This window comes from Rhodanobacter sp. FW104-R8 (assembly GCF_001617365.1).
In the GTDB taxonomy this organism is placed as follows: domain Bacteria; phylum Pseudomonadota; class Gammaproteobacteria; order Xanthomonadales; family Rhodanobacteraceae; genus Rhodanobacter.
Genome location: NZ_LVJR01000029.1, coordinates 121843 through 142223 on the forward strand (window position 1 = coordinate 121843; position 20381 = coordinate 142223).

Sequence of the window (20381 nt, forward strand, 5' to 3'; positions counted from 1 at the left end):
GTCTCGACACCTCAGCCAGGGGCGCCTGTGGCAACACTCATTCCGACCCGCAACAGCTGCCTGCCGCGGATGACCGGCGGCGAGAAACGCGTCTCCGAACGGCTGGAGCAGAAGCTCGAGGACGACTACCTGCTGTGGTACGACGTGCCGGTCGGGCTGAAGCAGCGCCATCCGGACTTCGTGGTGTTCCATCCGCGCCGCGGGCTGCTGGTGCTGGAGGTGAAGGACTGGAAGGCCGACACCATCCGCCATGCCGACAGCACCCAGTTCACCCTGGTCACCGAGCGCGGGCTGGTCAAGGAATACAACCCGCTGCTGCAGGCGCGCTCGTACGCGCTGGAAATCGGCGTGGTGCTGGAACGCGATCCGGCGCTGCGCCAGCCGCAAGGCTCCCGCCACGCCGGCAAGCTGATCATGCCGTGGGCCTGGGGCGTGGTGCTGGCCAACATCACCCGCCGGCAGTTCGTCGACGGCGGGCTCGACGCGGTGATCCCGGAACACCTGGTGATCTGCCGCGACGAGCTGTACGAGACGGTCGACGCCGAGGCGTTCCAGGAGCGGCTGTGGGCGATGTTCCCGCAGGTGTTCCCGGTGACGCTGACCCTGCCGCAGATCGACCGCGTGCGCTGGCACCTGTTTCCCGAGCTGCGCGTCGAGCCCGGCAGCGGCCAGTTCGGCCTGTTCGGCCCCACCGACGCGGCGGTGCGCCCGCTGGAGATTCCCGACCTGGTCAAGGTGATGGACTCGCAGCAGGAGCAGCTGGCGCGTTCGCTCGGCGACGAGCACCGGATCATCCACGGCGTCGCCGGCTCCGGCAAGACGATGATCCTCGGCTTCCGCGCGATGCAGCTCGCGCGTGAACTCGCCAAGCCCATCCTGGTGCTCTGCTACAACAAGACGCTGGCCGCGCGGCTCGAACAGCTGATCGGCGAGCGCGGCCTGAGCGAGAAGGTGCAGGTCTACAACTTCCACAAGTGGTGCCGCAAGATGCTGGTGGCCTACCACGTGCCGCTGCCGCCCGGCAGCGGAACGGCGTTCGTCGATGCGTTGCCGCCGGCAGTGATCGCCGGCGTGGACCGGGGCCAGATCCCGCGTTTCCAGTATGGCGCCGTGCTGATCGACGAAGGCCACGACTTCGAGCCGGACTGGTACCGGCTGATCGTGCAGATGATCGACCCGGCCACCAACTCGCTGCTGGTGCTGTACGACGACGCGCAGAACATCTACGGCAATGCCGATCGCCGCAAGATCAGCTGGAAGAACCTGGGCGTGCAGGCGCAGGGCCGCACCACCATCCTCAAGCTCAACTACCGCAACACGCTGGAGATCCTCTCGGTGGCGCGCGGCTTCGCCCACGAGCTGCTCGAATCGCGCGGCGACGATGACAACGGCGTGCCGCTGATCGCACCGCAAAGCGCCGGCCGCCGCGGCCCGGTGCCCGAACTCGTGCGCACCGATACCGCCGTCGCGCAGCTCGACGTGCTGATCGCGCGGCTGCGCGACGAACACGCCGGCGGCCGCGCGTATTCGGACATGGCCGTGCTGTTCCGCAACCAGTGGGAAGGCGAGAAACTGCACGAGGCGCTGCAGCGCATCGGCATTCCCAGCCGGCTCGCCGACAACAGCGGCAAGCACACCCTGTTCGCGGTCGAGGACAGCGTGAAGCTGGTCACCATGCACTCGAGCAAGGGCCTGGAATTTCCGTTCGTGATCATCCCCGGCCTCGGTTCGCTGCCCAAGGAAGGCCAGCGCGAGGCCGACGAAGCACGCCTGCTGTACGTCGCGATGACCCGCGCCACCGAACACCTGCTGCTGATCCACCATGACGACTCGGTGTTCAGCAAACGCATCCGCGATTCGATCAACGAAGTGCAGGCGCAGCTGGCCGGCGCCTGATCCCGGCTACTGCGCGGCCGGAGTGCGGTACGGCGCCAGCAGCGCGGGATCGTCGAACAGGCCGGCCGGCAGCAGGTAGCGCGGATCGCGCCCGGCGGCGAGCAGTTCGCGGATGCGCGTGGCGGAGATTTCCAGCGGCGTCACCACCAGCTCGATCACCTTGCCCGACGGCAGCGCACGCAACGCGGAGGCATCGGCGATGCGCCGTCCGGCCACTTCGCGCTCCAGCTCATCCGGCAGGGTGTCGGAAACCCCGGGCCGGCTCAGCACGCCGAGATGCGCCGCGTCGAACAGCTCGCGCCAGCAATGCCACGTGGCGAGGCCGGCGAACGCATCGGCGCCAAGCAGCAGCACCAGCGGGCGCTCGCCCTGCTCCGCGCGCAACCCGTGCAGGGTGTCGATGGTGAACGAAGGGCCGTCGCGCTCCAGCTCGCGCGTGTCGAGCGCGAGCCGCGACTGGCCGCGCAACGCGGCGCGCAGGATCGCCACCCGCTGCGCCGCCGTGGCGATCGGCGGCACGCGGTGCGGCGGCACGCTGGCGGGCATCAGGCGCACTTCGGCGTCGAGCAGTTCGGCGGCTTCCCACGCCACGCTGAGGTGGCCCAGGTGCACCGGGTCGAAGGTGCCGCCGAAAAGGGCGAGCGGTCTGGTGGGTGCCTGCGGCAAGAGCCCTACCTCTCTCCGGCCCGCCCCTGCAGGCAGGGGAGGGAACATGTCGCGAACCCCTCTCGCCAGACAGGGCGGTGGAATGTCATGCCAGCGCCCTGGCGGCGCGCGGTTCGGCAATCGCGGCGATCAGCCGTTCGGCCTCCTGCCACGGATCGCCCTGTTCGCGGCCCTTGACCATGCGATCGATCCGCGAGGCGCGAGCCAGGCATTGCAGCCAGTGCTCGCGCGGCGCGCGGCGCAGGGCCTGGCGGAACAGGGTTTCGCGGGCCTGCCACAGGTGTTCGGCGCGGAACTGGGCGGCGAGGTCCGTGGCATTGGCCAGGCGCAGCGCTAGTTGCAGCTGGTTGACCAGCCAGCCCATCAGCGCCAGCAGCTCGTCGCCTTCGGCGCGCAGCCCGACCAGGATGCGCAAGGCGCGCGCACCGTCGCCGACGAAGGCGGCGTCGGTGAGCTTGAACACGTCGTAGCGGGCGCTGTCGGCGACCAGATCTTCCATCGCGGCGGCATCGACGCGGCCCTGCCCGTGCAGCACGGCGAGCTTGTCGACCTCCTGCGCGGCGGCGAGCAGGTTGCCTTCGACGCGCTCGGCCAGCAGCGCCACCGCGTCGGGCGTGGCGGACAGGCCGCGCGAGCCGAGCCGCGCGGTGAGCCACGCCCCCCACTGGTCCGGCCGCGGCGCGTTGAAGACCACCATCGCGCCGCCGGCATCGAGCTTCCTGCTCCAGGCGCCGTCGTGCTTGTTGCTCCACTCCATCGCGGTGACCAGCAGGGTGACGTCCGGGGGCGGGTCGTCGCAGAACGCGCCGATCGCCTTGGCACCGTCGACGCCGGGACGGCCAGTGGGCAGGCGCAGGTCGATCAGCCGGCGGCTGGCGAACAGCGACATGCCGGCGGCCGCGCGGGCCAAGTCGTTCCAGTCGAAATGCTGGCCCACCTCGAGCACCTCGCGCTCGCCGTAGCCCAGCTTGCGCGCCTGCGCGCGCAGGGCGTCGGCCGCCTCCAGCACCAGCAGCTGCTCGCCGGCGAGCAGGTAGACCGGCTGCAGGCGGTCGGCCGCCAGCGCCTTCTGCCATTGGCCGGGGTTGAGCGGCATCAGTGCGTGCTGGCGGCGCTGGCCGGCGCCACCAGCCCGTGCCTGGTGGCGGCCTGCAGGCGGAACAGGATCGCCTGCACCATGTCGTCGTTGAGGCTGCGCTGGATCTCCTGCACCTGCGCCGCGTTGCCGACGCTGTTGCTGGCGTCGTAGCTGTATTCGCGCGACATGTCGATGCGCTGGTGCGGCACCAGCACCTGCCCGTCGGGGCCGAGCACGTCGAACTGCACCTGGTAGCGCACCGCGTATTCGCTGATCCGCACGTAACCGCCGGCGCTCAGCGTCTCGGTGCTGAAGGCCGCCACCGGCACGCGCAGTTCGGCGATGCCGGTACCGCCGGCATCCTCGATGGTGCTGCCGGAGGTTTCCAGCGCGCGGGCCAGGTGGCGCTCGAACTCGCCGCCGCCGCTGACGCTGAGGTGCACGCGCTGCATCCCCGCGGGCAGCACCGCGTTCTCGCGCAGGTGGAAGCCGCACGCACCCAGCGCAAGCGCGGCGGCCAGCAGCAACGGGGCTTGGAACAGGCGGCGCGCTTTCATGAAGCTCATGGATTTCATCCTGCGACGATGTTGACGATCTTGCCCGGCACCACGATGACCTTGCGCACCGTCATGCCCTCCAGGAAATGCTTCACCTGCGGCTGCGCCAGGGCCAGCGCCTCGGCCTCCTCCTTCGAGGCGCCGGCGGCGGCCTCGATGGTACCGCGCAACTTGCCGTTGACCTGAATGGCCAGGGTCAGCGTATCGCGCACCAGCGCGGCGGGGTCGGCCTGCGGCCACGACTGGTCCTCCAGCACGGTCTCGGCGTGGCCGAGCGCCTGCCACAGGGCGTGGCTGATGTGCGGCACCACCGGGTTGAGCAGCAGCACCATCGCCTCCAGCGCCTCGTGGCGCACCGCGCGGCCCTGCTCGCTCTGGTCGCCGAACTTGCCCAGCGCGTTCAGCAGTTCCATCAGCGCGGCGATCGCGGTGTTGAACGCGTGGCGCCGGCCGAAGTCGTCGCCGACCTTCTGGATCGTCTCGTGCAACTGGCGGCGCAGCGCCTTCTGGCCGGCGTCCAGCGCCGACGGATCGGTTACCGGATGGTCGGGCTTCGCCGCATGCGCGGCCACCTCGCGCCACAGCCGCTTGAGGAAGCGCGCCATGCCCTCGACGCCGGCCTCGTTCCACTCCAGCGACTGCTCCGGCGGTGCGGCGAACATCGAGAACAGGCGCACGGTGTCGGCGCCGTACTTGTCCACCATGGTCTGCGGGTCGACGCCGTTGTTCTTCGACTTCGACATCTTCTCGGTACCGCCGATCTGCACCGGCTGGCCGTCCGCCTTCAGCACCGCGCCGGTGATGTGGCCCCGGTCATTGCGCTGCACTTCCACGTCGGCGGGGTTGAACCAATCCCGGCTCCCGGTTCCCGATTCCCGGTAGAACGTCTCGGCGATCACCATGCCCTGGCACAGCAGGTTGGTGGCCGGCTCGTCCGAGTGCACCATGCCCGCGTCGCGCAGCAGCTTGTGATAGAAGCGGAAGTACAGCAGGTGCATGATCGCGTGCTCGATGCCGCCGATGTACTGGTCGACCGGCAGCCAGTAGTTCGCGCGCCCGTCGATCTGCGTCGCCGCACCGGGGCTGGTGTAGCGCGCGTAGTACCAGCTCGACTCCATGAAGGTGTCGAAGGTGTCCGTCTCGCGCTCGGCCGGGCCGCCGCACTGCGGGCAGGTGGTCTTGCGCCACTCCGGGTCGGCCTTGATCGGCGACTGCACGCCGGAGAACGCCACGTCCTCGGGCAGTACCACCGGCAGCTGGTCTTCCGGCACCGGCACCGCGTCGCACTTGGCGCAGTAGATCACCGGGATCGGGCAGCCCCAGTAGCGCTGGCGGCTGACGCCCCAGTCGCGCAGGCGCCAGTTGACCTTGCGCCGGCCCTTGCCGGCGGCCTCGAGCACGCCGGCGATGTAGTCGAACGCGGCGCGGTAGTCCTTGCCGTCCATTGCGCCGGAGTTGACCACGCGCATGTCGGCGCGGGTCTTGTCCGAGTACCAGTCCTGCCAGGCTGCCGGGTCGTAGCGCTCGTCGCCGGCGGCGATCACCTGCCTGACCGGCAGGCCGTACTTGTGCGCGAACGCGAAGTCGCGCTCGTCGTGGCCCGGTACCGCCATCACCGCGCCGGTGCCGTAGCCCATCAACACGAAGTTGGCCACCCACACCGGCACCTTGTCGCCGCTGACCGGGTGGATCGCGTACAGGCCAGTGGCCATGCCGCGCTTGTCCTGGGTCTCCAGTTCCGCCTCGGAGACGCCGCCGTGCTTCAGCTCGTCGAGGAACGCGGCCAGCTGCGGGTTGCCCTGCGCCGCCTTCAGCGCCAGCGGATGTTCGCCGGCGATGGAGACGAAGGTCACCCCCATCAGCGTGTCGGGGCGCGTGGTGAACACGCTCAGCGGCGCGGCTTCGCCGTCCACAGCGAAGTGGATCTCCAGGCCCTCGCTGCGGCCCAGCCAGTTGCGCTGCATGGTCTTCACCGCGTCGGGCCAGCCCGGCAGCGTGTCCAGGCCGTCCAGCAGCTCCTGCGCGTAGTCGGTGATCTTCAGGAACCACTGCGGGATCTCGCGCTTCTCCACGATGGCGCCGGAGCGCCAGCCGCGGCCGTCGACGACCTGCTCGTTGGCCAGCACGGTGTGGTCGACCGGATCCCAGTTGACGACCGAGTTGCGCCGGTAGACCAGCCCCCGGCGCATCAGCCGCGTGAACATGCGCTGCTCGTGCACGTAGTAGTCGGGGCGGCAGGTGGCGAACTCACGGCTCCAGTCGATCGCGTAGCCCAGCGACTTCAGCTGGCTGCGCATGTGCTCGATGTTGGCGTAGGTCCACTTGGCCGGCGCGGTGGCGTTCTTGATCGCGGCGTTCTCGGCCGGCAGGCCGAACGCGTCCCAGCCCATCGGCTGCAGCACGTTCCTGCCCTGCATGCGCTGGTAGCGGCTGATCACGTCGCCGATGGTGTAGTTGCGCACGTGGCCCATGTGCAGCGCGCCGGACGGGTACGGCAGCATCGACAGGCAGTAGAACTTCGGCCGCGCCGGATCCTCCTTCACTTCGTACGCGCGCTGCGCGTTCCAGTACCGCTGCGCGGCGGCTTCCACGGCCTGCGGACGATAGGCGGCTTCATCCTGTTCGGGGGAGGTCGGGGCTTGAATGTCCTGCATGGTTTTCGAGTGCCGTCTGTGCGATGGATGCGCGCCGGTGCATGCCGGCTGCAGTGAACTGGCCAGACTAGCCCAGCGCAGGCCGGGCGCCAAGCCTGGAGCTTTCAGCCGGGCGGGCAGGCGGCCGCCCGGCCGCCGCCCAGCGCCCGCGCCGCGTCGGCGATCTGCGCCGCCAGCTGGCCGATCGCGCGCTGGTGGCCCTGCACCAGGGCGGGGTAGCCCGGCCCCACCGCTTCGCTGACGCGGCTGGTGCAGGCCAGCATGGCGGGCTGCGCGCCGTGCAGCAGGCGCACGCTCCAGGCGGCCTCGACCAGTGCATAGCTGCCGGGCGCCGAGTCGAACCGGCGCAGGTCCAGCTTGATCCGCAGCAGCGGCCTGTCGTTGCCGGGCAGGCCGCTGACGTCCGCGCTGCGCAGCTCGCGCGCGAGATCGGCCGACAACGCGCTGCGCACCTCGTCGCCCAGCGGGGCGATCCAGCGTTCGCTGCCGAGCAGGGCCACGCTTTGCCCGCCTTCGCGCACCACCAGTTGCGGCTGGTCCACCTGCGCCGGCACGCCGACCGGCAGCAGCTCGAACGGCGGCGACGATGGCGACGGCGACGGCGACGCAGCCGCTGCGTCGGCCGGTGCGACCAGCGTGTAGTAGTGCGTGGGTGCCGAGGCACAGGCCGCCAGCAGCATGGCGGCTGTCGCCATGCCCAGATGCCTTGCGGCCGGCTTTCTTGCGGCATGGATCATGGCTTGTTTCCTTGCGGCGGCTGGGCGGCCGCCGGCGTGGTGGTGGCTGGCTTCGCGTCCGCGCCGCGGCCGCGGATCAGCGCTTCCGGATGCGCGCCCAGGTAATCGGTCAGCACGCGCAGCGAGCGCGCCATGCGCTGCAGCTGCTCCAGCGTGGCGCCCAGGTTCTGCTGCAGCGGCGAACCGGCGGACAACGCGTCGTTCGCCGTGCCCATGGTCTGCTGCACGCCGTGCAGGGTGTCCTTGAGCGCCGGCAGGGTCTGCCCGTTGACCTGCCTGAGCGTGGTGTCGAGACCGGCCAGGCTGTGGTCCAGGTGCTGCCCGATGCTGTCGAACGGCACCTTGGCGAGCTTGTCCACGATCCCGGCCATCTGTTCCTGCAGCTTGTCGAAGCTGCCCGGCACGGTCGGGATGGTCAGCGGACGGGCCGTGGGATCGAACGCCACCTTCGGCGTGCGCGGCACGAAATCCAGCGCCACGTACAACTGGCCGGTGAGCAAGTTGCCGGTGCGCGCCTGCGCGCGCAGGCCGTGTTCGACCAGGCGGCCGACCATCTGCGACAGGTCGGGGTTCTCGCCGTTCGCCTTGGCCAGGGCTTCCAGCTTGTCGTAGGCGGCGCCCAGGCGCTGCGGATAGATCACCGCCCCCACCAGCACCGGGAAGCGCTGCTTCTGCTCGTCGTAATCCAGCCGTACCGACACCACCTTGCCGATGTTGATGCCCAGGAACTCCACCGGCGCATCCACCGCCAGCCCGCGCACCGACTGCTCGAAGCGCATGCGGATGTAGTGCGGCTCGCCGTCCGGCGGCGCCATCGCGGTGGCCTGGTCGTCGAACAGTTTGTAGGCCGTGTCTTCCGCGGCCGGCGTGCTGTCGTGCGGCCCGGGCGGATCCTGGAACGCCACGCCGCCGGCCAGCACGGTGGCCAGCGACTGCGTGTTGAGCTTCAGCCCGTTCGCACCGATCGACACGTCCACGCCGCTGGCGTTCCAGAAGCGGGAGGAACGGGTCACGAAGCGATCGTTCGGGCCGTCGATGAAGATGTGCAGCGACACGCCCTTGCCGTCCTTGTCCATCTCGTAGGACGCCACCCGGCCGACCTGGATGCGCCGGTAGTACACCGGCGAGCCGATGTCGAGCGAGCCGAGATCGTCGCTGTGCAGCACGAAGCTGCGCCCCGGCGCGCCGTGGTTCACCGCCGGCGGCAGCTCCAGCCCCTTGAACTCGTCCTCCGGTTCCTGCGAGTCGCCCACGTCGGCGCCGATGAATGCGCCCGACAGCAGGGTGTCGATGCCGGACACCCCGCCCAGCCCGATCCGCGGCCGCACCACCCAGAAGCGGGTGTCCTTGGTGGCGAAGCCCTCGGCGCTCTTCTCCAGCGCCACCCGCACCAGCACGTGGCTGCGGTCACTGCTGAGCTGGATCTTGTTGACCCGGCCGATCACCACGTTCTTGTACTTCACCGGCGTCTTGCCGGCATCCAGGCCCTCGGCGCTCTGGAAGCTGATGGAGATCTGCGGGCCGGCCTGCAGCCAGTTGTTGATTACCAGCGACAGGCCGACCACCGCCGCCAGCGCAGGAATCAGCCAGACCAGCGAGGCATTGAAGCGGCGCCGCTTCACCACCGGCCGCGGCAGATCGCCGCCGCCCGGAGGACCCTGTTCGATGGATGTGTCGTCAGTCATCGGTATCCTTGCCGTCCCAGATCAGGCGGGGGTCGAAACTCATCGAGGCCAGCATGGTCAGCACCACGGTGAGGCCGAAGAAGATCACGCCGGGCAGCGGTTCCACCAGGCTCAGTACGCTGAAGCGCACCAGTGCCGTCAGCAACGCCACCACGAACACGTCCAGCATCGACCAGTACCCGATCAACTCCACCAGCCGATAGAGTTTTGCACGTTGCACCCGCGCCCAGCCGCTGCCGAGCTGGCTGCTCACCAGCAAGGTGCCCAGCGCGAGGAACTTCAGCATCGGCACCACGATGCTGGCCGTGAACACGATGATCGCCAGGTTGGGCGCTCCCTTGACCCACAGCTCCACCACGCCGCTGATGATGGTGTTGTCGTCGATGTCGTTGAGGCTGGCGGTGCGCATGATCGGCAGCACGTTCGCCGGGATGTACATGATGAACGCCGCGATCAGCAGCGCCCAGGTGCGCATGTAGCTGTCGGCCTTGCGCCGGCGCAGCGTGCTGCCGCAGCGCGGGCACGCCATGGCGTCGTCCACGCCGTCGCCATCCAGCTGCGGGTCGCCGGGCACATTGCGGCAGACCAGTCCGCACACCGTGCAGGCGATCAGGCCGAGCTCGGTGGCGCGCGGCAGGGCACTCATGCGGAGTGCTCCGGCACGTCGTCCCATAGCTGGCGCAGGTCCACCCCGGCGAAGATGGTGATCAACAGGGTCAGTGCCGCGTACGCGTAGATGCCCGAATCCGGCATCACGTCGAAATAGGTGTGCGCCTTGACGATCGCCACCAGCGCACCCAGTACGAACACCTCGCTCATCGTCCATGGCCCGAGGCGGTGCAGGATCACCATCAGCGGCACGAAACCCGGCGCGCGACGGCCGGCGCGGGCGAACCACAGCAGCCAGCCCAGCATCGTCATCTTCATCAGCGGGAAGAAGAACAGCGTGGCCGCCACCAGCACCGAGACCACCTTGGCCTGCTCCTGCCACATCGCGATGATCATGCCCCACAACGTGGTGCTGCTGAACTGGCCGCTCAGGCCCAGCGTCACGATCGGCCACATGTTCGCCTGCACGAACACGATCAGCGCGGTCAGGGCCAGCGCCAGCAGCGTGTTCGCGCCCAGCCTGTGGTGGCGCTCCAGCTCCGCCCCGCAGCGCGTGCAGCACGCCACGTCGCCGCGCGACAGCAACTGCCGGCGGTAGACCGTGTCGCAGTGCTCGCAGATCAGCAGCGCTTCGGGAGAGCCCATGCCCATGCACTCGGTGCCTTGCTCGGCGTGACAATGCCGGGATTCTCGCAAATCTGCCGCCGGCGCGCTGAACGGGGCGCGACCGCTTGATATGCTGGCCGGCGCCCCGATCTGAAACGGCACCCGCCGAACTGGAGCTCCCCGTGACCGATGCCGCCGCCGTTTCCCGCGTGTTCGACGTGGACCAGCAGACCTTCGAAGCCGACGTGCTGCGCGCCTCGCTGACCACGCCGGTACTGGTGGATTTCTGGGCCACCTGGTGCGAACCGTGCAAGACGCTCGGCCCGATGCTGGAAAAACTCGCCGCCGAGTACAACGGCGCGTTCCGGCTGGGCAAGGTCGACGTGGACGCGCAGCAGGAACTGGCCGGCATGTTCGGCATCCGCAGCGTGCCCACCGTGGTGCTGGTGAAGGACGGCCAGATCCTCGACGGTTTCACCGGCGCGCTGCCCGAGGGCCAGTTGCGCGAATTCCTGTCGCGCCACGTGCAACCGCTGGAAGCCCCGGAAGCGGCCCCCGCCGAGGCGCCGCTGGAAACCCCGCAACAGGCCATCAACCGCCTGCAGCAGGAGATCGCCGCCGCACCGGGCAAGGCCGAACTCAAACTCGACCTGGCGCTGGCGCTGCTGCACGCCGGCCAGACCGCGGCTGCCGAAGCCGAACTGGCCGCGCTGCCGGCCAACCTCGCCACCGATGCGCGCGCGGTGCGCCTGCGCAGCGAACTGGAGCTGGCCCGTGCCGTGCAGGATGCGCCCACCGTCGCCGAACTGCAGCAGCGGGTGCAGGCCGGTGCCGACGACTGGGCCGCACGCGACCAGCTCGGCGTGCGCCTGCTGCTGGAAGGCGACGCCGCGGCCGGGCTCGAACAATTCCTGGTGATCCTGCAGCAGGCCCGCGGCTGGAACGACGGCCAGGCGAAGAAGCGCCTGCTCGCCGCGTTCGCCACGCTGGACGACGCCGAACTGGTGGGCCGCTACCGGCGGCGGATGGCATCGCTGCTGTTCTGAGCCGGCTTTCTGCGACGCAGCGTGGCGTAGGGCGGGCACTGCCCGCCGGCTTTTGCTCTCCGGCGACACGAAAGCGGCGGACGGTGTCCGCCCTGCGGCAAGCTCGCCCCATACTGCAGCGTACGTCCGGGTATGATCGGCCTTCCCCGCCCGGATTCCCCGCTCATGCGCGCCTCAACCTTCCGCCGGCTGCTCAACCTGTGGCCGCCGTTCCTGGTCAACGCCATCCGCCTGCAGTCGCTCAGCGACGACTACAGCGAGGCGAAGGTGGTGCTGCGGCTGCGGCCGTGGAACCGCAACTACGTGCGCAGCCAGTTCGGCGGCAACCTGTTCGCGATGGTCGACCCGTTCTGGATGCTGCTGGCGATGCACCAGCTCGGCAACGACTACTACGTGTGGGACAAGGCCGGCACGATCGACTTCGTGGCACCCGGCCGCGAGGACGTCTACGCGCATTTCAGGCTGGAGCCAGCCGTGGTCGACGAACTGCGCACGGCCGCCGCCGGCGGCGGCAAGGTGCTGCGCTGGTTCGAGACCGAGGTGACCACCGCCTCCGGCAAAGTCATCGCGGTAGTGCGCAAGCAGATCTACGTGCGGCTGAAGCCGAAGGCGCGCTGAGCACGGGTTTTGCGCGCCCACACCAAGCACAACCGGAGGCGGGAGTAGACGGGTGAACCGCCAAGGGGGAAACGAGTGATCCATCGCCACGTCTCCCTTGGCAAAACCAGGGGGAGACACGGGCTATAGCGTTTCGCACGCGCCGGGGGAGCGCCCCTGTCGCCTACAATGCGGGATTCGCGACTTCCCGGACCACCCCATGCCCCGCCTGCGCGTCAAACGCTACCTGCTGACCGGCCTGCTTACCTTCATCCCGTTGTGGGTGACCTGGCTGGTGTTCAAGTTCGTGCTGGGATTGCTGGCCGGTATCGGCGCGCCGCTGGTGGCCGGGCTGCTGAACGGGCTGGCGCTGGTGGCGCCGCATGCGGCCGAATCGCTGAAGGCGGAGTGGCTGACCTTCATCGTGGCATTGCTGGTGACGCTGGCGGCGCTGTATCTGCTCGGCTTCGTGGCGAACCGGGTGATCGGCCAGCGCTTCCTCAACGCGTTCGATTCCCTCCTGGCGCGCATTCCGCTGGTGCAGACGATCTACGGCGGCACCAAGAAACTGATGGCGGTGCTGCAGAACAAGCCCAGCGGCATGCAGCGCGTGGTGCTGATCGACTTCCCGCGCCGCGGCTTGAAAGTGGTGGGTTTCGTCACCCGGGTGATGGTCGAGGAAGGCAGCGGCCGCGAAATGGCCGCGGTGTACATCCCGACCACGCCGAACCCCACCGGCGGCTACCTGGAACTGGTGCCGGTGGACGAACTCACGCCGACCGACTGGACGATGGACCAGGCGATGGCCTTCATCATCTCCGGCGGCGCGGTGGCGCCCGATACCTTGCCCGCTTCGCCTGCGCTGCCGCACCGCGACGAATCGTAGAGGCGTCTTGCGGGAAACGCGTAGGGGACATTGCCCGCCGTTGCGCAGAAATACTGGAAGCACCGGGGCCGGCGGGCCGTGTCCGCCCTACGAGGCACAAGCCGAGAAGACTCGCTTGCGAGCGAGCGGCTGGAACAGTTGGCGCGCGCGATGCTGGCGAAAGATCCGGCACTCAAGGCCGCGTTCGCGAAGAAACTGCACGGCGACCCCGCCTTCGCCGCCGACAGCCGCGCGCGGCTGGCCTTCTTCTTCGAACGTTCCCGTGGTAACGCCGTCCAGCACGTGGGCGCCTACCCCGTGCTGCGCCTGGGCGCGGCGCAACTGCAATCGCTACCGGCCCCCACCGCATCCGCCCGCCGGCCGCCGCAACCCTGACCTTTGACACTGGGCCGCCCCATGACGTTTGGCCTAGCGTGAACGGCCATGCCCGCGTCAGGGGGACCCGACGGCGCGGCCAGACGACACCACCCATCACTCACCGAGGGATATCCATGACCAAGCAGTATCTGAAGCCCCTGGCGCTGGCACTGGCCGTAAGCGCGGCCCTGTCGCTGAGCGCCTGCGGCAAGCAGGAGCCGGCCGCCAAGGCGCCGGCACCGGCCAGCACCGCCCCAGCCGCCGCCGGCACCACGGCCGCCGCCAACCCCGGCAAGAGCATCTTCGACGTCAGCGAGCTGGATCCGTCCATCAACGCCTGCCAGGACTTCAACGGCTTCGTCAATGCCAAGTGGGTCGCCGCCAACCCGATCCCCGCCGACCGCACCCGCTGGGGCGCCTTCGACCAGCTGGCCGAGTCCAGCCTGAACACCCAGCACGCCATCGTCGAGAAAGCCGCCAAGGGCGCCGCCACGGCCCCGGCCGGCTCGATCGAGCAGAAGATCGGCCTGCTGTTCCAGTCCGGCATGGACGAGGCTGCCATCGAGAAGGCCGGCTTCGACCCGATCAAGCCGAAGCTCAACGCCATCGCCGGCCTGAAGAACGGCGGCGACGTGGCCGACTACATCACCAAGAGCTACGTCGAGGGCGACGGCCAGGTGTTCCAGTTCGGCTCCAGCGCCGACTTCCAGCACGCCGACATGCAGATCGCCTACGCGTTCGAAGCCGGGCTGGGCCTACCGACCAAGGACTACTACAGCGACGCCAAGTACAAGGACATCCGCGACGCCTACGTCGCCTACATCGCCAAGGCGCTGGAGCTGACCGGCGTGGCCGAGGCCGACGCCAGGAAGCAGGCCGACGACGTGCTGGCGTTCGAGACCCGGCTGGCCGCCGCCTCGCTGTCGCCGGTGGAGGCGCGCAAGCCGGAGAACCAGTACCACTTCGTCAGCGTCAAGGACGCCGACAAGGCCACCCCGCACTTCAGCTGGGACAAATTCTTCGCCGCCCAGGGCGTGACCGTCGACAAGGGCTTCTCGCTGTCGCAGCCGAAGTTCTTCGCCGAGTTCGACCAGCAGCTGGCCAAGGCGCCGATCAGCCAGTGGCAGGCCTACCTGCGCTTCCACACCATCGACGACGCCTCGCCGTACCTCAGCAAGAATTTCCAGGACAACAAGTTCGACTTCTACGGCAAGACCCTGGCCGGCCAGCCGGAACAGAAGGTGCGCTGGAAGCGCGTGCTCGGCACCGTCAATAGCTCGATGGGCCAGGCGCTGGGCCAGCTGTACGTGGCCGAGGTGTTCAAGCCCGAAGCCAAGGCGCGCGCGCAGGAACTGGTCGACAACGTGCGCAATGCGCTGAAGGCGCGCATCCAGAACCTCGACTGGATGAGCGACGAGACCAAGGCCAAGGCGATCGCCAAGTGGGATACCTTCCTGCCCAAGATCGGCTACCCGGACAAGTGGCGCGACTGGTCGGGCCTGAACGTCACCGGCGACAGCTACTACGCCAACGTGCAGGCGGCGAACAAGTTCAACTACGACTACGACATCGCCAAGATCGGCAAGCCGACCGACCGCAAGGAATGGGGCATGACCCCGCAGACGGTCAACGCCTACTACAACCCGACCGACAACACGATCAACTTCCCGGCCGCGATCCTGCAGCCGCCGTTCTTCGACGCCAGGGCCGACGATGCGGTCAACTACGGCGGCATCGGCGCGGTGATCGGCCACGAGGCCAGCCATGGCTTCGACGACGAGGGCAGCCAGTTCGACGGCGCCGGCAACAACAAGAACTGGTGGACCAAGGACGACCGCGCCAAGTTCGACGCGCGCACCGACAAGCTGGTCGCCCAGTTCGACGAGTACGCGCCGATCAAGGACAAGCCGGACGCGCACGTCAACGGCAAGCTGACCCTGGGCGAGAACATCGCCGACCTGGGCGGCCTCAACGTGGCCTATGACGCGCTGCAGGCCGCGCTGAAGAAGAACCCGGAGGAAGCCGGCAAGCAGATCGACGGCTACACCCAGGACCAGCGCTTCTTCCTCAACTGGGCCCGCGTGTGGCGTGGCCACGTGCGCGAGAAGCAGGCTCTGCTGTCCCTCAACGTCGACCCGCACGCCCCGGCCGCGCTGCGCGCGATCGGCGCCCCGTCGAACATGCCGGCCTTCGCCAGCGCGTTCCAGTGCAAGCCGGGCGACACCATGGTGCGTGCGGACGACAAGCAGGTGAAGATCTGGTAAGACCGATGCCGTCGTGGCCCAGGCCACGACGGCAGGCCTGATCGACCCCGGACGCCGCGCAGATGAGATGCGCGGCGTTTTTTGTGTGCCGATGCCGCGGCAGCCATCACTCCCGCGCCACGTCTCCCATCCATCGCACTCGAAGTTATTGCTAATCATTGGCAGTTGCTTTATTGCCCGTCACTCAGCAAGGCCGCTGCACGGGGCTGGCAGCCTCGCGCTGCACGATTCCGTGCGCCCCCGCACGGCACGTGCCTGGGCCAGCCACCCCAGGCGATCCTGCAGGAGACCGGCGCGGTCTCGCTGCTCGACGCGCTGCTCGCGCTCACTGGCGCGTACCACAACCTGTTGCGCCAGTGGAACGAGGCTTGAGCGTGCCCGACCCGCCACGCTGATCCGGGCCGAAGCGCGCGATGGTTCCCAGCGCGGGCCGCGGGGCGGATAATCGTCGGCCCTTGGCGCAATACGGCTGAAACATGTTTGTCCCTGGTCAACGCTGGATCTCCTCCGCCGAACCCGAGCTGGGCCTCGGCACCGTGCTGCGCGTGGAAGGACGCGGCGTGCAGGTGCTGTTCGCCAAGGCCGGGGTGCTGCGCCCCTACGCGATCGACTCCGCGCCGCTGGTGCGCGCCGAGTTCCGCGCCGGCCAGCGCATCGCCGGCAAGGGCATCGCGTTCCTGGTCGAGCGCGTCGAGATCAAGGACGAGCTGCTGATCTACCGCGGCGAGGGCCGCGAGCTGCACGAGGGCCAGCTCGACGACGAGCAGAGCGTGAGCCAGGCCGACGACCGCCTGGTCGGCGGCCGCACCGATGCCGTGGCGCAGTTCGAGCTGCGCCTGGAAGGCCTGAAACGGCGTGCCGAGGCACGCCGTTCGCCGATGTGGGGCCTGGGCGCGGCTCGCATCGGGCTGGTGCCGCATCAGCTGCGCGTGGCCGGCATCGCCGCCGCCCGTCGCCCGCCACGGGTGCTGCTGGCCGACGAGGTGGGCCTCGGCAAGACCATCGAGGCCGGCATGATCGTGGCGCGCCAGCTCGCCACCGGGCGCGCCTCGCGCGTGCTGCTGCTGTTGCCCGACACCCTGGTCTACCAGTGGTTTGTGGAGATGCTGCGCCGCTTCAACCTGAGCTTCGCGATCTACGACGAGGAGCGCTGCGAGGCACTGGAACAATCCGGCGACGCCGACAACCCGTTCGAGGACGAGCAACTGGTGATCGCCGACTTCGGCTTCCTGGAAAACTCGCCGAAGCATGCGCAGCAGTTGCTGGACGCGCCGTGGGACCTGCTGGTGGTCGACGAGGCGCATCATCTGGCGTGGTCGCCGGAGGCCGCCAGCCTGCGCTACACGATGGTGGAAAAACTGGCCGCGGCGATCCCCGGCGTGATCCTGCTCACCGCCACCCCGGAACAGCTCGGCCGCAGCGGCCACTTCGCCCGCCTGCGCCTGCTCGACCCGCAACGCTACAGCAACCTGGAAAGCTACCTGGCCGAGGCCGACAGCTACCTGGCGCTGTCGAAGATCGCCGACCGCCTGCTCGATGGCCAGCCGCTCGACGATGCCCAGCGCGCCACCCTGGCCGAGTCCTTCCACGGCGACAGCGCGCTCACCGCCCGCCTGGCCGACCCGGCCCGGCCCGACAACGCACGCGAGCTGCTGGCCGCGCTGATCGACCGCCACGGCACCGGCCGCGCGATGTTCCGCAACAACCGCGCCGGCGTCGGCGGCTTCCCGAAGCGCCGCCCCGAGTGGCACCTGCTGCCGATGGCTGCGGTCGACGACAGCACGCGCCAGGCGCTGCTGGCCGAATTCCACGCCGACATCCAGCAACCGCCGGCGCTGATCGAGGTCGACTACGCCGCCGACCCGCGCATCGACGCCCTGGTCGCCCTGCTCGACGCGCACCCGCAGGACAAGTTCCTGCTGATCTGCCGCAGCCACGCCAAGGTGCTGGCGCTGGAGGAAGCGCTGCGCACGAGGAGCGGCGTGGGCGTGGCGCGTTTCCACGAAGGCCTCAGCATCGTGCAGCGCGACCGCAACGCCGCGTACTTCGCCCAGCCCGACGGCGCGCGCCTGCTGCTGTGCTCAGAGATCGGCTCGGAGGGGCGCAACTTCCAGTTCGCGCACCGGCTGGTGCTGTGGGACCTGCCGCTGGATCCGGACCTGCTGGAGCAGCGCATCGGCCGGCTCGACCGAATCGGCCAGAAGCACGATATCGACATCCACATCCTCGCCGTGGCCGACAGCGCCCAGCACGTGCTGGCGCGCTGGTACGACGAGGGCGTCGACGCGTTCCGCATGAGTCCGGCGGACGGCCGCGAGCTGCTGCGCCGCTACGGCGAGCCGCTGACCCGGCTGGCCGACGAGCACGCCCGTGGCGACGACAACCGCGATCAGGAACTGGACGCCCTGCTGGCCGAGACCCGCGCCAGCCACGAGCAGATGGCCGAGCTGATCCGCGGCGGCCGCGACCACCTGCTGGAGCTGGCCGCCAGCCGCGACCTGCACGCCGACGAGCTGCAGCAGGCGTTCGCCCGCGAGGACCACGACCCCGACCGCGACGCCTTCGTGCAGCGCCTGCTCGAGGCGTTCGGCATCCATGCCGAGGAACTCGGCGGCCAGGTGCTGCTGCTCGACCCGCAATACCTGTCCACCGACGCCCTGCCCGGCTTCGCCGAAGGCCCGCAGTCGGTGACGTTCGCCCGCGAGGTGGCGCTGGCGCGCGAGGAACTGCCGCTGCTGCGGCTGGATCATCCGCTGGTCGCCGGCGCGCTCGACCTGGCGCTGTCCGGCGAACAGGGCAACGCCGCCTTCATGGTCGACGACGTGCTGCCGCCGCGCACCGCGCTGCTGCAGGCGGTGTTCGTGCTCGAATGCGTGGCCGACCGGAAACTCGACGCCGAACGCTTCCTGCCGGTCCTGCCGATCGCGGTCACCGTCGACACCCGGCTCGCCGAACGCGCCGACTTCGCGCCCAGCGAGATCGCCCTGCGCAAGGCCGGCGACCGCAACATCGAGGTGCCGCGCTACCGCAAGTTCCTCGCCAAGCTGGTGCCGCCGATGCTGGAACGCGCCGAGGCGCTGGCCGGCGCACGCGGGCAGGCGCGCATCGACGAGGCCGTGACCCTGGCCACGCAGACGCTGGATGCGGAACTGTCGCGCCTGCTGGCGCTGCGTGCGGTGAACCCGTCGGTCAGCAAAGCGGAAATCGCCGCCATCGCCGCCGAACGCAGCACCCTGCTGGCCGCCCTGCCGCAGTCGCGCCTGCGCCTGGACGCGGTGCGTTTCGTGGTCAGCGCCGACTTCCTCGCGCTGCGCTGACCACCACTGCATCGCGCGGGGGACGAACTGCGAACCGCCTTCTCAGGCCGCTTCCGCCGGCACCTTGCGCATGCGCCGCTCCACGCCGAACGCGTAATACGCCGCGGTGAGCAGCGCGATCCACGCCACGCCCACGTACAGCGCCACGCGAGTGTCGGGGCTGTAACCCAGCATCACCCATACGAAGGCGAGGAAGGCCAGGCACAGCACGCTGGACAGCGGCCACGCGCGCAGGCGGAACCCCAGCGGCTGCGCCTGCCGACGGCGGAAGCGCCAGTGCGCCACCAGCACCATGCCCCAGGTCCACACCGTGTTGAACGCGAGGATGGACATCATCATGCCGAAGATGCGCCCCGGCACCAGGTAGTTCATCAGCACGCCGAACAGCAGGAACACCATGGTCACCAGCACGCCGCGCACCGGCACGCCCTGCGCGCTCACCCGGCCCATCGCCGCCGGCGCCTGGCCCTTGCCGGCCAGGCTGTGCAGCATGCGGCTGCCGCTGAAAGTGGTGGAATTGAAGCTGGACAGCGCCGCGGTGATCACCACGAAGTTGATCAGCCCCGCCGCGCTGGGGATGCCCAGCCGCGCGAAGGTAGTGACGAACGGGCTGCTGTGCGCGTCCAGCGCGTTCCACGGATAGATCGCCATGATCACGAACAGCGAGCCGATGTAGAAGATCAGGATGCGCCAGATTACCGAGTTCACCGCGCGCGGGATGGTGCGCTCCGGCTGCGCCGCTTCCGCCGCCGCCATGCCGATCGTCTCGATGCCGCCGAAGGAGAACACCAGCACCGGCAGGGCCAGCACCATGCCGGTAACGCCGTTGGGGAACCAGCCGCCGTGCGACCACAGGTTGGAAAGGCCCACCGGCTGGCCGCCGTTGCCCCAGCCCAGCCAGATCATCGCGCAGCCGCCGGCGATCATGAGCACCACGGTGAGCACCTTGACCAGCGCGAACCAGAACTCCAGCTCGCCGTAGACCTTCACCGCCAGCAGGTTCAGTCCGCCGATCATCGCCACGCTGGCGAAGGCCCAGACCCACTGCGGCGAGTCGGGGAACCACGTCTTCATGTAGATGCCCACCGCGGTGCTCTCGGCGATGCCAACGCCCATCATCAGGATCCAGTAGTTCCAGCTGGTGAGGTAGCCGGCGAACGGACTGATGTACTTGTGCGCGTAGGCGCCGAAGGAGCCGGCCACCGGCTCGTGCGCGGCCATCTCGCCCAGCGCGCGCATGATGATGAAGATCATCGCGCCGCCGAACAGGTAGGCGAACAGCACGGAAGGCCCGGCCAGCCGGATGGTACTGGCCGAGCCCAGGAACAGCCCGGCGCCGATGCACATGCCCAGTGCCATGAAGGTGATGTGGCGCGGGGTAAGCTGGCGCTGCAGGGACTGGGTCATGGATGCTTTCGCGGCGTTG

The 20381-nt window shown here is 69.2% G+C and carries 17 protein-coding genes; 8 read left to right on the forward strand and 9 right to left on the reverse strand.

From position 1 onward, the window contains the following. Window positions 1-27 precede the first annotated feature (27 nt). Entirely contained in the window at window positions 28-1896 is a 1869-nt protein-coding gene (locus tag RHOFW104R8_RS10280; protein WP_235604399.1) for a 3'-5' exonuclease, read from the forward strand. 6 nt (window positions 1897-1902) lie between these two features. On the opposite strand, the gene nadD is transcribed toward RHOFW104R8_RS10280, so the two are convergent. The 8 genes from nadD to RHOFW104R8_RS10320 form a co-directional block, all read right to left on the reverse strand. Then, window positions 1903-2562: a nicotinate-nucleotide adenylyltransferase gene (gene nadD / locus RHOFW104R8_RS10285; RefSeq protein WP_068090730.1), complete on the reverse strand. Its 660-nt coding sequence runs from the start codon at window positions 2560-2562 to the stop codon at window positions 1903-1905. Between the two features lie 85 nt (window positions 2563-2647). After that, on the reverse strand, window positions 2648-3658 hold the full coding sequence (holA, locus tag RHOFW104R8_RS10290; RefSeq protein WP_068090732.1) for a DNA polymerase III subunit delta: 1011 nt from the start codon (window positions 3656-3658) through the stop codon (window positions 2648-2650). Then, window positions 3658-4206 (reverse strand): LPS assembly lipoprotein LptE, encoded by a 549-nt coding sequence (gene lptE / locus RHOFW104R8_RS10295; protein ID WP_068090824.1) that lies wholly within the window; start codon window positions 4204-4206, stop codon window positions 3658-3660. Before lptE ends, holA begins: the two co-directional genes overlap by 1 nt. 5 nt (window positions 4207-4211) lie before the next feature. After that, entirely contained in the window at window positions 4212-6851 is a 2640-nt protein-coding gene (leuS, locus tag RHOFW104R8_RS10300) for a leucine--tRNA ligase (protein ID WP_068090734.1), read from the reverse strand. 104 nt (window positions 6852-6955) lie between these two features. After that, complete coding sequence (locus tag RHOFW104R8_RS10305; protein WP_153021635.1) at window positions 6956-7546, reverse strand: membrane integrity-associated transporter subunit PqiC; 591 nt, start codon at window positions 7544-7546, stop codon at window positions 6956-6958. A 38-nt stretch (window positions 7547-7584) separates the two neighbouring features. Continuing rightward, window positions 7585-9273, reverse strand: coding sequence for an intermembrane transport protein PqiB (locus RHOFW104R8_RS10310; protein WP_068090738.1), 1689 nt, complete (start codon window positions 9271-9273; stop codon window positions 7585-7587). Then, a complete protein-coding gene (locus RHOFW104R8_RS10315) occupies window positions 9266-9919 on the reverse strand; it encodes a paraquat-inducible protein A (protein ID WP_068090740.1) in 654 nt (217 codons plus the stop codon). Before RHOFW104R8_RS10315 ends, RHOFW104R8_RS10310 begins: the two co-directional genes overlap by 8 nt. Next, window positions 9916-10533 (reverse strand): paraquat-inducible protein A, encoded by a 618-nt coding sequence (locus RHOFW104R8_RS10320; protein WP_068090745.1) that lies wholly within the window; start codon window positions 10531-10533, stop codon window positions 9916-9918. The genes RHOFW104R8_RS10315 and RHOFW104R8_RS10320 overlap by 4 nt, the downstream gene beginning before the upstream one ends. Window positions 10534-10670: 137 nt before the next feature. Between RHOFW104R8_RS10320 and trxA the strand changes: the two genes are divergently transcribed. From trxA to rapA, 7 genes are all read left to right on the forward strand, one after another. Continuing rightward, window positions 10671-11534: a thioredoxin gene (gene trxA, locus RHOFW104R8_RS10325; protein ID WP_068090748.1), complete on the forward strand. Its 864-nt coding sequence runs from the start codon at window positions 10671-10673 to the stop codon at window positions 11532-11534. Window positions 11535-11699: 165 nt separating this feature from the next. Continuing rightward, window positions 11700-12152 (forward strand): DUF4442 domain-containing protein, encoded by a 453-nt coding sequence (locus RHOFW104R8_RS10330; protein ID WP_068090749.1) that lies wholly within the window; start codon window positions 11700-11702, stop codon window positions 12150-12152. 199 nt (window positions 12153-12351) lie between these two features. Beyond that, complete coding sequence (locus RHOFW104R8_RS10335; protein WP_068090751.1) at window positions 12352-13017, forward strand: DUF502 domain-containing protein; 666 nt, start codon at window positions 12352-12354, stop codon at window positions 13015-13017. Window positions 13018-13167: 150 nt separating this feature from the next. Further along, entirely contained in the window at window positions 13168-13392 is a 225-nt protein-coding gene (locus RHOFW104R8_RS10340; protein WP_343123787.1) for a hypothetical protein, read from the forward strand. Between the two features lie 116 nt (window positions 13393-13508). After that, entirely contained in the window at window positions 13509-15638 is a 2130-nt protein-coding gene (locus RHOFW104R8_RS10345) for a M13 family metallopeptidase (protein ID WP_068090756.1), read from the forward strand. Between the two features lie 165 nt (window positions 15639-15803). Next, window positions 15804-16010 carry a hypothetical protein gene (locus RHOFW104R8_RS18025; RefSeq protein WP_068090759.1) on the forward strand — a complete coding sequence of 69 codons (207 nt, stop codon included), beginning with the start codon at window positions 15804-15806 and terminating at the stop codon, window positions 16008-16010. Between the two features lie 104 nt (window positions 16011-16114). Then, complete coding sequence (rapA, locus tag RHOFW104R8_RS10355) at window positions 16115-18955, forward strand: RNA polymerase-associated protein RapA (protein ID WP_068090761.1); 2841 nt, start codon at window positions 16115-16117, stop codon at window positions 18953-18955. A 42-nt stretch (window positions 18956-18997) separates the two neighbouring features. Here the strand turns inward: rapA and RHOFW104R8_RS10360 are convergent, their stop codons facing one another. After that, a complete protein-coding gene (locus RHOFW104R8_RS10360; protein WP_068090763.1) occupies window positions 18998-20362 on the reverse strand; it encodes an amino acid permease in 1365 nt (454 codons plus the stop codon). Window positions 20363-20381: the final 19 nt, after the last annotated feature.

Coding starts and splice junctions, on each gene's coding strand:
- holA (WP_068090732.1), bottom strand. CDS start 3,658: ATGCCGCTCAACCCCGGCCAATGGCAGAAGGCGCTGGCGGCCGACCGC.
- lptE (WP_068090824.1), bottom strand. CDS start 4,206: ATGAGCTTCATGAAAGCGCGCCGCCTGTTCCAAGCCCCGTTGCTGCTG.
- leuS (WP_068090734.1), bottom strand. CDS start 6,851: ATGCAGGACATTCAAGCCCCGACCTCCCCCGAACAGGATGAAGCCGCC.
- RHOFW104R8_RS10305 (WP_153021635.1), bottom strand. CDS start 7,546: ATGGCGACAGCCGCCATGCTGCTGGCGGCCTGTGCCTCGGCACCCACG.
- RHOFW104R8_RS10310 (WP_068090738.1), bottom strand. CDS start 9,273: ATGACTGACGACACATCCATCGAACAGGGTCCTCCGGGCGGCGGCGAT.
- RHOFW104R8_RS10315 (WP_068090740.1), bottom strand. CDS start 9,919: ATGAGTGCCCTGCCGCGCGCCACCGAGCTCGGCCTGATCGCCTGCACG.
- RHOFW104R8_RS10320 (WP_068090745.1), bottom strand. CDS start 10,533: ATGGGCATGGGCTCTCCCGAAGCGCTGCTGATCTGCGAGCACTGCGAC.
- RHOFW104R8_RS10330 (WP_068090749.1), top strand. CDS start 11,700: ATGCGCGCCTCAACCTTCCGCCGGCTGCTCAACCTGTGGCCGCCGTTC.
- RHOFW104R8_RS10335 (WP_068090751.1), top strand. CDS start 12,352: ATGCCCCGCCTGCGCGTCAAACGCTACCTGCTGACCGGCCTGCTTACC.
- RHOFW104R8_RS10340 (WP_343123787.1), top strand. CDS start 13,168: ATGCTGGCGAAAGATCCGGCACTCAAGGCCGCGTTCGCGAAGAAACTG.
- RHOFW104R8_RS10345 (WP_068090756.1), top strand. CDS start 13,509: ATGACCAAGCAGTATCTGAAGCCCCTGGCGCTGGCACTGGCCGTAAGC.
- rapA (WP_068090761.1), top strand. CDS start 16,115: ATGTTTGTCCCTGGTCAACGCTGGATCTCCTCCGCCGAACCCGAGCTG.
- RHOFW104R8_RS10360 (WP_068090763.1), bottom strand. CDS start 20,362: ATGACCCAGTCCCTGCAGCGCCAGCTTACCCCGCGCCACATCACCTTC.